Raw genomic sequence first — 14,608 nt, 5'->3', positions numbered from 1 at the left:
AGGGGGCTGGGGCGGATCAGCGGGTCAGGAAAGCCCGAGTTCCTTGTCGAGGAAGTCGAAGACGTCCTCGGCCGACGCGGCGCCGAGGCGGTCGGCGACGGTGGGACCGTCTGCCGGCTCGGTGTTCCCCGCGTCGTCGCCGTCGTTGATTCGCGCGTTGAGCCGGGTGACGAGATCCTGGAGCCGGTGGCTGATCCGGCTGCGTTCGATCTCCTCCACGGAGAGGGCCGCCGCCACGGATTCGATGCGCTCCAGCTCCGCCAGTACGGGTACGGCGGGGGCTGCTCCGCTCGGGCACAGTTCGCCGTGCAGATGCCCGGCCAGCACGTCGGGGTTCGCGTAGTCGAAGAGCAGCGTGGCCGGGAGCTTAAGACCCGTGACGGTGCTCAGCCTGTTGCGGAATTCGACGGCGGTGAGCGAGTCGAATCCGAGCTCGTTGAAGGCGCGGCTGGACTGCACCCCGCTGGTGCTGTCGTAGGCGAGGACGAGCGCCACCTGTCCGCGTACCAGGTCCAGCACTTCGCGCCGCTGCTCGCTCTCGGGCAGGGCGGACAGCCGGACGACCAGGTCCGAAGCCGCTTCGGACGGGCTCGCTGGCCCGCCGGCGCCGCCGGCCGCGGTGGCACCGGTGCGTACCTCGGGGAGGCCTGCGATCAGCGGGCTGGACCGGGTCGCCGTGAAACCGGCCGCGAGCTGCGGCCAGTCGGCGTCCAGTACACCGACGCAGGTCGCCGCCCGGTCCAGGGCCCGCTGAAGGGCCGTCAGGCAGAGTTCGGCGTCCATCGGGGCCAGGCCACGCCACCAGGAGCGGTCCTGCGAGGCGTCCTCGCCCGCCATGCCGCCGCCGTCCCAGGGTCCCCAGGCCACCGAGGTGGCCGCGAGGCCCAGGGCCCGGCGGTGCTGGGCGAGTGCGTCCAGGTAGGCGTTCGCGGCGGCATAGCTGCCCTGTCCCGCGCTGCCGAGCAGTCCGGCGATCGAGGAGAAGGTGACGAACGCCGTCAGTCCGTGGTGCCTGGTGAGCTCGTGCAGATGCCGGGCCGCCTCCACCTTCGGGCGCAGTACGCCGGCGAGCCGCTCGGGGGTGATGGACTCCAGCACGCCGTCGTCCAGCACGCCGGCGGTGTGCATGACGGCGGTGAGCGGCTGGTCGTCGGGCAGGCCTTCGAGCAGCGCGGCGAGGGCCGTACGGTCGGCGACGTCGCAGGCCGCCACGGTGACCCGGGCTCCGAGCGCGGTCAGTTCGGCCGTCAGTTCCTCGGCGCCCGGTGCCTGCGGGCCACGGCGGCTGGTCAGTACGAGATGGGCGGCGCCGCGTCGGGCGAGCCAGCGGGCGACGTGCGCGCCGAGTGCGCCGGTGCCGCCGGTGACCAGGACGGTGCCGTGCGGCGTCCAGTTCCCTGCGGCGGCGGTGTCGCCCTCGGTCGCGGCCTCGTCGTCGCCGTGCGTGTCCGTGTCGCCGCTGCCGCTGCTCCCGGTGCCCGCGATGGTCGTGTCGGCGGGGACGTGCACGAGTCGGCGGCCGAAGGTTCCCGAGGCGCGCACCGCGATCTGGTCCTCCGCTCCGGCCCCCTGGTCGGCGGCGCCTCCTGCCAGTACGGACACCAGCCGGGCGGCCGTACGCTCGTCGGCCGTCGGCGGCAGGTCGATCAGGCCGCCCCAGCGCTGCGGCTGTTCCAAGGCTACGACCCTGCCGAGTCCCCATACCTGGGCCTGCTCCGGGTTCGGCAGTTCCTCCGCCCCGCCCACCGCGACCGCGCCGCTGGTCAGGCACCACAGCGGCGCATCGATCGCGGCGTCGCCCAGCGCCTGGGCGAGTGCGACGGTGGCGGTCAGGCCGTACGGGTCGGCGAGAGCAAGCAGGGAGAGCACCGCGCGTACCGGTGAGCCCGCTTCGGACTCGGTACGCAGCCGGTCCGTGAGCGCGGTCCGTGCCTCGGCGGTGCCGGTGGGGTCCCCTTCGCCGGCGAGGGAGGCCAGTTCGGCGGCGTCCACCGTGATGAGGTGTGGCTGCGCGCCCCGGACGTGCAGCGCCTCACCGAGCCGCTCTGCCCAGCGGCCGGCGGCTGCTCCCTCCGGTGCCAGGACGAGCCAGGTGCCTGCCGCGGCCGCGGTGTCCCGGGCGGGTTCAGGGAGGGGCAGCCAGTCGATCCGGTAGCTCCAGGCGTCGGCGGTCGCCTCCTTCACCCGGTGCGAGCGCCAGGACGCGAGCAGGGGCAGCACGACGTCCAGCGATTCCCGCTGGGCGTCGCTGTCCGCGTGCAGTGCCTCGGCGAGTGCGCCGGTGTCGGTGCGTTCCACGGCGTCCCAGAAGGCCGGGGCGCCCGCGCTGCCGGGCGTGGACCGGACCGTTGTACCGGAGGCGTCAAAGGCGTCGTTCTCCCACCAGTAACGCTGCCGCTGGAACGGGTAGGTGGGCAGCTGCACCCTGCGCCCGCCCCAGCCCGCGGCGACCGCGGGCCAGTCGACCGCCGTACCGCGTACGTGCAGTTCGGCGAGCGCGGTGGTCAACGACTGCGGCTCGGGGCGGTCGGCGCGCAGCACCGGTACGAAGGCGGTGCTCCGGGAGTCGGCTTCGTCCGTCACGCACTGCTGGGCGAGGGCGGTGAGGGTGGCGCTGGGACCCAGCTCGACGAAGGTGCTGACGCCGTTTTCGCGCAGGGTGGCGATGCCGTCGCTGAAGCGGACCGTCTCGCGTACGTGCCGCACCCAATAGTCGGCGGAGGTCAACTCGCCCTCGGTGTAAAGCTTTCCGGTGAGATTGGAGACGACAGGGAGCTGCGGTGCGTGCATCGGGAGGTCCGCGACGATCTTACGGAAGTCCGCGAGCATCGGGTCCATGCGGGGCGAGTGGAAGGCGTGGCTGACGCGCAGTCGTGATGTCTTGCGGCCCTGTTCCCGGAGCTGTTCCGCGACGTGCAGGACGGCATCCTCGTCGCCGGAGAGCACCACGGCCGACGGACCGTTGACGACGGCCACGCCGATCCGTTCCCCTTCGCCGAGCAGTGGGAGTACGTCCTCCTCGGACGCCTCGACGGCGACCATGGCGCCGCCGGCGGGCAGTTCCTGCATCAGCCGACCCCTGGCCGCCACCAGCGCGCAGGCGTCCGCCAGGGTGAACACACCCGCGGCGTGCGCCGCTGCGATCTCCCCGATCGAGTGACCGATCAGCAGGTCGGGGCGTATCCCCCAGCTCTCCAGCAGACGGAACAGTGCCACCTCGACCGCGAAGAGTGCGGCCTGCGCGTAGCCCGTACGGTCCAGTTCTTCCGCACCCCGCTCGTCCTTGGACCGCCACATCACGTCACGGACGGGTGTCTCCAGCCTCGGGTCCAGCTCTGCGCAGACCGCGTCGAGCGCCGCCGCGAAAGCGGGCTGGGAGGCGTACAACCCTTTTGCCATGCCGAGGCGTTGGGCACCCTGGCCGGTGAACATGAAGGCGGTGCGCCCGCCCGGTCCCTGCGGCGTACCGAATACCAGTCCCGCGCTGTCGTCGCCTGCGGCCAGTGCGTCCAGCCGGCGCAGCAGGCTGTCGTGGTCGTCCGCGACGACGACAGCCCGCTGATCGAAGACGGCCCGGGTGGTGGCCAGCGAGAACGCGACGTCCGCGGCCGTGTCGCGGCCGTCGGCGGTGAGGTGGGCACGCAGCCGGCCTGCCGACTCGCGCAGCGCCCGTTCGTCGCGCGCCGACAGCAGGTACGGAAGCACCTGCGGCTCAGCGGGGGCCGTGGGCGCTCCGGACGGTTCAGCTGTTTCGGATGCCTCAAACGCGGCTTCGGCGGGCGCTTCCTCGATGATGATGTGCGCGTTCGTACCGCTGAGCCCGAAGGAGGAGACGCCCGCCCGGCGCGGCGCGTCGCTGTGCCAGGCGACCGGCTCGGTCAGCAGCCGTACGTTCCCGGAGGTCCAGTCGACCTGCGGTGTCGGCTCGTCCACGTGCAGTGTGCGGGGCAGCACCTGGTGCTGAATCGCCTGCACCATTTTGATGACGCCGCTGACGCCCGCGGCGGCCTGCGCGTGCCCCATGTTCGACTTCACCGAGCCGAGCCACAGGGGGCTTTCGGCAGGGCGGTCCTGGCCGTAGGTGGCGAGGAGCGCCTGCGCCTCGATGGGGTCGCCGAGTACGGTGCCCGTGCCGTGTGCCTCGACCGCGTCGACGTCCTTGGTGGTGAGTCCCGCGTTGTTGAGGGCCTGACGGATGACGCGCTGCTGGGCGGGGCCGTTGGGGGCGGTGAGGCCGTTGCTTGCGCCGTCCTGGTTCACGGCGGAGCCGCGTACGACTGCCAGTACGGGGTGCCCGTTGCGCCGCGCGTCCGAGAGACGCTCCACCAGCAGCACGCCCACGCCCTCGGACCAGCCCGCGCCGTCCGCCGCGCCGGCGAAGGACTTGCATCGCCCGTCCGAGGCGAGCCCGCGCTGCCGGCTGAACTCTATGAACATCTCCGGTCCGGCCATCACGGTCACGCCGCCGGCCAGCGCCAGCGAGCACTCGCCGTTGCGCAGCGCCTGCGCGGCCAGATGCAGCGCCACCAGCGAGGACGAGCACGCCGTGTCGACCGTCACCGCGGGGCCCTCGAAGCCGAAGGTGTAGGCGACCCGGCCGGACACGAGGCTGCCGGCCGCGCTGCCGCCGGCGTAGTCGTGGTACATCAGGCCGGCGAACACCCCGGTCCTGCTGCCCTTGAGCGTGGCCGGGTCGATGCCCGCGCGCTCGAACGCCTCCCAGCTGGTCTCCAGCAGCAGCCGCTGCTGGGGGTCCGTCTCCGGCGTCTCCCTGGGGCTGAGGCCGAAGAACACCGGGTCGAACTCCGCGGCGTCGTACAGGAATCCACCCTCGCGCACATAGCTGCGGCCGGGGCGGCCCGGCGCGGGGTCGTACAGCGAGTCCATGTCCCAGCCGCGGTCGGTGGGGAACTGACCGACCACATCGGTGCCTTCGTCCACCACCCGCCACAGGTCCTCGGGAGATGTGACGCCGCCCGGGTAGCGGCAGCCCATGGCGACGATCGCTATCGGCTCATGCTTGCCGTCCTCCACCTCGCGCAGACGGCGGCGGGTCTCCTGGAGGTCCGCCGTCGCACGCCGCAGGTACTCACGCAGTTTCTGGTCGTTCGCCATCGGTGTCTGAGCCAATCTGAGGTCTGTCGAGCCGGGGCGGGCGGATCGGGGATACGGGGAGGGAATCCGGGCCGTCGGTGCCGTCGGCGTCGGCCCGGCTCCTGCTACGGGAGTCCGATTTCACCGTCCAGAGCGGCGAACAGCTCGTCGTCGGTGGCCGACTCGTAGTCCGTACGGACTACGGCGTCCTGCCCCGCACCGCGCCGGTCCCGCCATTTACGTACCAGTGTGTCCAGTAGCGCGGCGACTTCCGCATGCTCCCCGTCGTGCTCGCCCTCGTCCGGGGGCGAGGCGAGCAGAGCCGATTCCAGGCGGTCGATCTCGGCGAACAGCGACTGTCTCGAGGAAAGGGCCGGTACGAGCTCGGCCGCCAGGTGCGCGGCCAGCACGGCCGGCGCGGGGAAGTCGAAGACGAGGGTCGCCGGCAGCCGCAGGCCGGTGGCCGCGCCCAGCAGGTTGCGCAGATCGACGGCCGCCAGTGAGTCGAAGCCGATGTCCTTGAACGCCCGCTCAGGGTCGATGTGTTGGCCGCTTCCATGACCGAGCACCGCTGCCGCGTTGTCCCGGACCAGATCGAGGAGGAGGAGGTCGCGGTCGGCCTGCGACAGGCCGGACAGCCGCAGCGAGAGCGCTTCGGCGGCCGCCGCAGGGGCCGCTGCCGCCGCGGCCGGGACGGCGCGGCGCATCGGGTTGCGTACGAGCGTACGAAGCAGCGCGGGCACCGGTCCGCCCGGCGAGCGCAGCACTGCCGCCTCCAGCCCGACCGGTACGAGCACCGGGGCGTCGACAGCCATGGCCGAGTCCAGCAGGGCCAGCGCCCGGCCGGTGGGCAGCGGGCGCATGCCCATCCGCCGTATCCGCTCCAGATCGGCCTCGACCAGCCGGCCCGCCATGCCCTGGGTCTCGGCCCACAGGCCCCAGGCGAGGGAGAGAGCAGGCAGGCCCTGGGTCCTGCGGTGGCGGGCGAGGGCATCGAGGAAAACGTTCGAGGCGGCGTAGTTGGCCTGTCCGGCACCGACGAAGAGACCCGCAGTGGAGGAGAACAGCACGAAGACGGCAAGTGGTTGATGCTGCGTCAGCTCGTGCAGATGCCAGGCTGCGTCCGCCTTGGGACGCAGTACCGAGTCCACGCTTCGCGCGGTCTGCGTCTCGATCAGGCTGTTGTCAGCCACACCTGCTGTATGGATCACAGCCGTGAGGGGGTGACAGGACGGGATCTCGGCGAGCAGCTTCTCCAGTGCGGCGCGGTCCGCGACATCACATGCCACCGGTACCGCTTCGGTCCCGAACTCGGCCAGTTCTTGCGCAAGTTCATGAGCACCGGGCGCCTTCTCACCGCGACGGCTGACCAGCAGCAGCCGACGGGCGCCGTACCGCGTGGCCAGGTGGCGGGCGACAGCGGCACCGAGGCCGCCGGTTCCGCCCGTGATCAGTACGGTGCCTTCCGGATCCCCCCAGGGCGCACCGATGGCTTCGACTGCGCTCTGCTGCTCTCTTACGAGCAGCGGTTCCCACAACTTGCCGTCACGCAGAGCGAGTTCGGTTCCGTCAGTGGCTGCAGCAGATCGCAGGAGCTGCACGGAGGGCGGGGTGCCGTCCCAGTCGAGGAGCAGCAGCCTCCCGCCGGGGTGTTCGGCCTGTGCGGAACGCACCAGGCCCCACAACGGAGCGTGAACCAGGTCCACGGCCGTGCCGGGCTCGGCGCCGGGGCCGGCCGCGCCGTTGGTGAGGATCACCAGCCGGGAGTCGATGAACCTCGGGTCGGCCAGCCACTCCTGCACGGCCTCCAGCACACGGACCGTCGCGGTGCGCATACGGTCCAGCAGACCGGTTCCGTGATTCTCGCTTCCTGTACACGCGAGGGCTCCTGTGCACGCGAGGGCCACGAAGTCCGGTACGGGGCCGGGCGTCGCCCTGAGTGCCGCGAGATCGGAGAACACCGGAGCCTCGGCGCCGAAAGCCGCCACGAGCCGGTCGTCCTCGCTGCTGCCGATGACCGCCCAGCTGCCGGCCGGTTCCTCGGACGGAGACCATCCGGCCCGCTCGGCCCAGCTCGGCCGCAGCAGTGCGTCGTCGTCACTACCGGCCGCCGCCAGCTGTTCGGCGCTGACGGCACGCGCGGCCAGCGAACGTATCGATATCACCGGAGCACCGGTCGAGTCCGCGGCCAGTACTGACGCCTCGTCAGGGCCGTGGGACGTCACGCGTACACGCAGTGAGGTGGCACCTGCCGCATGCACCGAAACGCCGCTCCACGCGAAGGGCAGACGCGGCCCTTCGGCACTGTCCTGGCTGTCGCCCTCATCAAAGAGATTGGCGTGGAGGGCGGCGTCGAGCAGGGCCGGATGGACGCCGAAGGCGCCGGCGTCCTGGTGAGCTTCCGGGGGGAGGGCGACTTCGGCGTAGATGTCGTTGCCGGCGCGCCAGGCGGCCTTGAGGCCCTGGAAGACGGGGCCGTAGTGGTAGCCCTGGGCGGCGAGGTCTTCGTAGGTGTCGTGCAACGTGATGGGCTGGGCGCCGGGAGGCGGCCAGTTGCTGAGATCGGAGCTGGAGTCAGCCTCGACCGAGGGGAGTTGGGGAGTGAGAGTGCCTTGGGCGTGCTGAGTCCAGGGCGCATCACTGGGTACGTCGCCCGAGTCCGGGCGTGAGTGGATGGTGAGGGTGCGGCGGGCGGACGCGTCAGGGGGCCCGACCGCGATCTGGAGCTGGAGAGCCTGCTCCGGGGCGAGAACGAACGGCGCCTGGAGGGTGAGCTCTTCGAGGTGGGGGGTGCCGGTGTGGTCACCGGCGTGGATGGCCAGCTCGACGAGAGCGGTGCCGGGCAGGAGCACGGTGCCCATGATGCTGTGGTCCGCCAGCCAGGGGTGGGTGCGGGTACTGATGCGCCCGGTGAGGATGGATTCGTCGGTACCGGCGCGGTGGAGTACGGCGCCGAGCAGGGGGTGACGGGCGGAGGCCTGGCCGAGGGTGGTGACGTCGCCGGTGTCGGGGGTGGACTCCAGCCAGTAGTGCTGGTGTTGGAAGGGGTAGGTGGGGAGGTCGACGGGGCGGGCGGGGCGGCCGGTGTGCAGGGCGGGCCAGTTGACGGTGTGGCCGGTGGTCCAGAGGCGGGCCAGGGCGGTGAGGGTTTCGGCCTCCTCGGGGCGGTTGCGGCGCAGGAGCGGGATGAATGTGGCCGAGGTGTCGTCGGGGAGGGCGTCGGGGGCCATGGCGGTGAGGACCGCGTCCGGACCGACCTCCAGGAACGTCGTGACGCCCTCGCCGGCCAGGGTCTGCACGCCGTCGTTGAAGCGGACGGCTTCGCGGACGTGGGTCACCCAGTAGTCGGGTGAGGTGAGTTCCCCTGCCGTGGCGGTGCGTCCGGTGACGTTCGAGACGACCGGGATACGGGGCTCGCTGTGGGCGAGGCCCGACACCACCGTGCGGAACTCGTCCAGCATCGGGTCCATCAGCGGGGAGTGGAAGGCGTGTGAGACCTTCAGGTACGAGGTCTTGCCGCCCTGCGCCCGTACTGCCTCCACGACCTTCTCCACGGAGGCTGCCGTGCCGGAGACCACGATCGCGCGGGGTCCGTTGACGGCGGCGATGGCCGCGTCCTCGACTCCGTCGAGGACGGTGAGGATCTCGTCCTCGGTGGCCTGGACGGCCGCCATCACCCCGCCGTCGGGCAGCGCCTGCATCAGGCGGCCGCGCGCCGCGACCAGAGCAGACGCGTCGGCCAGCGAGAACACTCCGGCCGCGTGCGCCGCGCTGATCTCGCCGATGGAGTGCCCGGCCAGCAGATCGGGGCGTACCCCCAGCGACTCCACCAGCCGGAACAGCGCCGTCCCGATGGCGAACAGGGCGGGCTGGGCGTACTCCGTACGGTCCAGCAGCACCGCCAGGTCCGAACCCTCCTGAGCGAAGAGCACGTCCCTCAAAGGCCGTTCCAGCAGCGGGTCCAGGTGACCGCACACCTCGTCCAGGGCTGCCGCGAACACCGGGAAAGCCGCGGCGAGTTCGCGTCCCATACCGGGACGTTGGGCACCTTGTCCGGTGAACAGGAACGCCAGCCGCCCCTCTCCCTCCGTGCCCCGCACGACACCCGCCTCCTCGCCGGCCTCCAGTGCCCGTAGCCCGGACAGCAACTGCCCACGCTCCGCACCGGTGACCACCGCACGACGCTCCAGCTGCGCACGGGACGTGGCCAGGGCCAGGGCCACATCCACCGGATGAGGGGCCTTTGCCCCTTCCAGCAGGCCCACCAGACCGGCCGCCTGTGCCCGCAGCGCACCCTCACTCCGCGCGCTGAGCACCAGTGGCAGCGTCGGCTGAGCGGCATCCTGACGCTCCGGGGCCGCCTCCTCCTGGGGCGCCTCTTCGATGATCACGTGCGCGTTCGTCCCGCTGATCCCGAACGACGAGACTCCTGCCCGGCGCGGCCGCTCACTGTCCCAGGCCACCGCCTCGGTCAGCAGCTCCACCCGCCCCACCGTCCAGTCCACCTTCGACGACGGCTCATCCACATGCAACGTCTTGGGCAGTACGCCATGACGCATCGCCATGACCATCTTGATGATCCCGGCCACACCCGCCGCAGCCTGTGTATGACCCAGATTCGACTTCACCGATCCAAGCCACAATGGGCCCTGGTCCGAGCGGTTCTGACCGTACGTCGCCAGCAGCGCCTGCGCCTCGATCGGGTCGCCGAGCTTCGTACCCGTACCGTGCGCCTCCACGGCGTCCACGTCAGCCGGACGCAGCCGCGCGTTTGTCAGTGCCTGCAGGATCACCCGCTGCTGCGACGGGCCGTTCGGCGCCGTCAGACTGCTACTGGCCCCGTCCTGGTTGACCGCGCTGCCCCGTACCACTCCCAGCACCCGGTGGCCGTTGCGCTGGGCGTCGGAGAGCCGCTCCACCAACAGCACACCCACACCCTCGCCCCACCCGGTGCCGTCCGCGGCTTCGGCGAAGGCCTTGCAGCGGCCGTCGACCGCGAGCCCGCGCTGCCGGCTGAACTCGGTGAAGGTGTCGGGCGTCGACATCACCGTCACACCGCCGGCCAGGGCCAGCGAGCATTCGCCGTTGCGCAGCGCCTGTACCGCCCAGTGCAGCGCCACCAGCGACGACGAGCACGCCGTGTCCACCGTCACCGCCGGGCCTTCCAGCCCCAGGGCGTAGGAGACGCGGCCCGACACGACGCTGCCTGAATTGCCGTTGCCGATGTACCCGTCCACCTCGTCCGGAATGCTGGACAGGCGCGAGGCGTAGTCGTGGTACATCACTCCGGCGAAGACACCGGTCCGACTGCCGCGCAGTGCGTGCGGGTCGAGCCCGGCGCGCTCCAGTGCTTCCCAGGAGGCCTCCAGGAGCAGCCGCTGCTGCGGGTCCATCGCCAGCGCCTCGCGCGGGCCGATGCCGAAGAACTCGGCGTCGAAGTCGGCCGCGTCGTGCAGGAATCCGCCCTCACGGGCATAGGTCTTGCCGGGCTGGTCCGGGTCGGGGTCATACAGTCCCTCGATGTCCCAGCCACGCCCGGCGGGAAATCCGGAGATTCCGTCCCGGCCGCTTTCCAGTAGTTGCCACAGCTCCTCGGGAGATGTGACGCCACCCGGATAGCGGCAGCTCATGCCGACGATCGCGATGGGCTCGTGTTCCCTGCGCTCGGCTTCGCGCAACTGGCGGCGTGCTTCCCGAAGATCGGCCGTCGCTCGCTTGAGGTAGTCGAGAAGCTTCTTCTCGCTTTCCACCCAAGAACCCCCTGAACCCGTTCGGATTGTCCATCCGAACGCTACGGGCGGCCCTCATCCGCCGACCACCCATAGCCCCCCCTAGCCACCCCTACTAGCGGTCGCCGACAGGGGCCCCTACGCAAATACCGAAGTTATGGGCACTCTTAAGAATCACTTGGTGAACCACCATATCCAGGGGTCGGCGAAGAAGTTCTTCAACTAAGGGCTCATAGGGGGGGCTAGGGGTCTGCCCGGCCACCTCGCTGCTATAGCGTTCTTCCCGTTGAAGGCTGCGAAACATTGACCTGGGGTGGGAAGATGCCCGCAACACCGACCGCCAAAGGAACCGCCCCCTTCGGCGATTACAAGACCTGGTACCGCGTCACCGGGGATCTCCGCTGCGGACTGCCGCCCGTCGTCGTACTGCACGGTGGTCCCGGCAGCACGCACGACTACCTGCTGAGCATGACGGCCCTGGCGGAGGCCGGCCGGCCGGTAGTCCACTACGACCAGCTGGGGAACGGCGGGTCGACGCGGCTGCCGGACAACGGGGCGGACTTCTGGACCGTCCAGCTCTTCCGGGACGAACTCGACAACCTGTTGCGGCACCTCGGGGTGACCGACAACTACATTCTGTTCGGCCAGTCCTGGGGCGGGATGCTGGCCGCGGCCCATGCCTCCGACCGACCGGCCGGACTACGCGGCCTGGTGATCGCCAACTCACCGGCGTCGATGCCGCTGTGGCTCCAGGAGATGAAGGTGCTCAGGGAGCAGCTTCCGCCAGAGGTGCAGGAGACGCTGCTCCAGCACGAGGCCGCGGGCACCACGGACACCGACGAATACTTCGCGGCCATGCGGGTCTTCTACGACCGTCATGTGTGCCGCGTCCTTCCGTGGCCCCGGGACTATCTGGCCACCTTCATGGAGATCAATGACGATCCGACCGTCTACCACGCCATGAACGGGCCCAATGAATTCCATGTCATCGGGACACTCAAGGACTGGTCGGTCGAAGACCGGCTGCCGCACATCGAAGTACCGACCCTATTGATCAGCGGGCGTTACGACGAGGCCACGCCGGCCACCGTCCGACCCTATTTCGAGCGCATACCGAAAGTACGCTGGGAAATATTCGAGGAATCCAGTCACATGCCGCACATCGAAGAGCCCGAGCGTTTCACCTCGGTCATGGTCGGTTTTCTCAAGGAACTCGAAGAAAACCAAGAACTCAACAACTTGAAGGATGAGGCACGCGGGTGACCACTGCTCAGGAGGTTCGTGCATATCCGTTCAGCGAGCCGGACCGGCTCATACTCGACCCCATGTACGCGAAGCTGCGTACGGAGGAACCGCTGAGCCGGGTGCAGTTCCCGATCGGCGAACCCGCCTGGCTGGCCACGCGCTACCAGGACGTACGCACCGTCCTGGCCGACCCCCGCTTCAGCCGGGCGATGGCCAGGACGCGCAATCAGCCGCGCACCCACCCCGGCGAGCACCTGGACGACGGTCTGGTCGGCATGGACGCACCGGACCACGCCCGGCTTCGCAAGCTGGTCGCCAAGGCGTTCACCGGGCGCCGCGTGGAGCTGATGCGCGCGGACACCCAGCGGATCGTGGACGGCCTGGCCGACACGATGGTCGAGCAGGGCGGCCCCTTCGAGATGGTGGAGAACTTCGCCGTCCCCGTGCCGGTGACAGTGATCTCCGAGATGCTGGGTGTGCCGGCGGCGGACCGCCCCAAGCTGCGCGTCTGGTCCGAGGCGATGGTCTCCACGACGGCGCTGCCGTGGGAAGAGATGGAGCGCAACGCCAAGGAGCTGTTCGCCTACATCGGCGAGCTGGTCGCGGAGCGGCGGCGCAATCCCACCGAGGACCTGCTCGGCGCGCTGGTCAAGACGCGTGACGAGGACGGCGACCGGCTGAGCGAGGAGGAGTTGGTCATGCATGTGACCGGCGGCCTGCTCATCACCGGCACCGAGACGACCGCCTCGCAGATCCCCAACTTCCTCTACGCACTGCTCAGCCAGCGCGACCAGTGGGAACTGCTTTGCGCGAAGCCGGAGTTGGTGCCTCAGGCGGTCGAGGAACTGGTGCGCTGGATCCCGCTGAACTACTCCGCGATGTTCGCCAGGTACGCCCTGGAGGACGTCCGGTTCGGCGATGTCACGGTGAAGGCCGGTGAACCGGTGCTCGGTTCGGTGGCCTCGGCCAACCGCGACCCCGAGATCTTCGAGGACCCCGAGCGGCTCGACGTGACGCGCGAGAACAATCCGCACATCGGCTTCGGTCACGGACCGCACCACTGTCTGGGCGCCCAGCTGGCCCGGATGGAGCTCCAGAGCGTGCTGAGCACCCTCATCGAGCGCTTCCCCACCCTGAACATCGCCGATGTCGAGGACAGTGTCGTCTGGAAGCAGGGAATGCTGGTGCGCGGTCCGAAGCGGCTGCGAGTGACTTGGTGAGCAGTTGGGCCATCGCCGTCGACCGGACGGCCTGCATCGGCGCCTCGGTGTGCGCCAATTACGCGCCCGGCCACTTCGAGTTGCGGTCCGGCAAGTCCTACCCGCGGGTCGGGACGACGGAACCCGACGAGGCGGCGCTGGACGCCGCGGAGACCTGCCCGGTGTCCGCGATCACGGTGCACGACACCAGCACCGGCGTGCTGCTCGCTCCCGAGGAGTAGCGGTACGGGTACGGGCACCGCTCCCCGTACCCGTCCGCCCCGCCCGCTCCATCACCCCCGCAACTGAACGTCTGCGCCTCCGTATGCCTGTACGTCTCGAAGGGACCGTGCACATGACCACCGCATCCCGGACCGGTACCGCGATGATCTTCCCCGGCATGGGGCCCACCCCCTTCGCGGAGGTCGGGAAGTTCATGGTCATCAACCCCTGCGCCCGGAAGCTGGTCGCCGCCGCCGACCAGGTCCTCGGGTACTCGCTGGTCGACCGCTACCGGCAGACCGAGGGCGACTACAGCGAATACGCCCAGGTCGCGTTCATGGTCAACTCGCTGGCGCTGGCCCAGTGGGCCGGGCACACGCTGGGTGTCGAGGCCGAGCTGTGCACGGGGCCGAGCTTCGGCGAGAAGCCGGCCGCCGCGTTCAGCGGCGCGCTGGACTTCCCCGACGCCGTCCGCGCCACCGCCGGATTCGCGCGCCTGCTGGAGGACTACTTCAGTACGGAGTTCAAGGACCTGGTCACCCACTCCTTCGTGCGGGTGCCCGAGGACAAGCTGCGCGAAGTACTGGCGGAGCTGGACGAACGCGGCGAGACGTACGAGATCTCCTGCTACATCGACGACGACTTCTACATGCTCACGCTGCGCGAGCACAACCTCGAATGGCTGAAGCCCAGGCTGCGTTCACTGGGCGGCCTGTCGCTGTACTCGATGCGGCCGCCGATGCACTGCTCGGCGTTCGGAGGACTGCGCGCCCGCGCCCAGGAAGAGGTCTTCGGGCCTCTGGACTTCGCCGACCCGCGGATCCCGGTCGTCGCGGATCAGGACGGTTCGCTGATCACCACGGGTGAGGGGGTGCGCACCATGCTGCTGGACAGCTGCGTACGCCCGATGCGCTGGCCCGCGGTCGTCGACGCGCTGCGCGAAGCCGGCGTCGGCGTCGTGTGCGTGGCCGGTCAGGACAGTCTCTTCGGCCGGGTACGGCGCACGACGTCCAACTTCGAGGTGGTACCGGTCACACCGCGGGTCGCTCTCCAGCCGAGGCCGCAGCCCGCACGTACCTGAACCGTTCCCTTCTCACCTCTCCCGAAAGGCAATTCACC

6 protein-coding genes are annotated in these 14,608 nt (G+C 70.2%); 4 read left to right on the top strand and 2 right to left on the bottom strand.

Annotated elements, in window-relative coordinates; translation table 11 throughout:
• Positions 1-24: 24 nt before the first annotated feature.
• Entirely contained in the window at positions 25-5,115 is a 5,091-nt protein-coding gene (locus tag NRF20_RS39280) for a type I polyketide synthase (RefSeq protein ID WP_413754109.1), read from the bottom strand.
• Positions 5,116-5,219: 104 nt separating this feature from the next.
• Positions 5,220-10,844 carry an SDR family NAD(P)-dependent oxidoreductase gene (locus tag NRF20_RS39275; RefSeq protein WP_413754108.1) on the bottom strand — a complete coding sequence of 1,875 codons (5,625 nt, stop codon included), beginning with the start codon at positions 10,842-10,844 and terminating at the stop codon, positions 5,220-5,222.
• Between the two features lie 300 nt (positions 10,845-11,144).
• On the opposite strand from NRF20_RS39275, the gene NRF20_RS39270 reads away from it, so the two are divergent.
• From NRF20_RS39270 to NRF20_RS39255, 4 genes are all read left to right on the top strand, one after another.
• On the top strand, positions 11,145-12,086 hold the full coding sequence (locus NRF20_RS39270) for a proline iminopeptidase-family hydrolase (RefSeq protein ID WP_398634849.1): 942 nt from the start codon (positions 11,145-11,147) through the stop codon (positions 12,084-12,086).
• Entirely contained in the window at positions 12,083-13,288 is a 1,206-nt protein-coding gene (locus tag NRF20_RS39265) for a cytochrome P450 (RefSeq protein WP_398634850.1), read from the top strand. The genes NRF20_RS39270 and NRF20_RS39265 overlap by 4 nt, the downstream gene beginning before the upstream one ends.
• Positions 13,285-13,509, top strand: a complete 225-nt coding sequence (locus tag NRF20_RS39260; protein WP_266430973.1) for a ferredoxin — start codon at positions 13,285-13,287, stop codon at positions 13,507-13,509. The genes NRF20_RS39265 and NRF20_RS39260 overlap by 4 nt, the downstream gene beginning before the upstream one ends.
• Before the next feature lie 113 nt (positions 13,510-13,622).
• On the top strand, positions 13,623-14,570 hold the full coding sequence (locus NRF20_RS39255) for an ACP S-malonyltransferase (RefSeq protein ID WP_398634851.1): 948 nt from the start codon (positions 13,623-13,625) through the stop codon (positions 14,568-14,570).
• Positions 14,571-14,608: the final 38 nt, after the last annotated feature.

Source organism: Streptomyces sp. R-74717 (genome assembly GCF_047305335.1).
GTDB classification, from domain to species: Bacteria; Actinomycetota; Actinomycetes; order Streptomycetales; family Streptomycetaceae; genus Streptomyces; species Streptomyces atratus.
This window is presented reverse-complemented; position numbering and strand designations above follow the sequence as displayed.

Coding starts and splice junctions, on each gene's coding strand:
- NRF20_RS39280 (WP_413754109.1), bottom strand. CDS start 5,115: ATGGCGAACGACCAGAAACTGCGTGAGTACCTGCGGCGTGCGACGGCG.
- NRF20_RS39270 (WP_398634849.1), top strand. CDS start 11,145: ATGCCCGCAACACCGACCGCCAAAGGAACCGCCCCCTTCGGCGATTAC.
- NRF20_RS39255 (WP_398634851.1), top strand. CDS start 13,623: ATGACCACCGCATCCCGGACCGGTACCGCGATGATCTTCCCCGGCATG.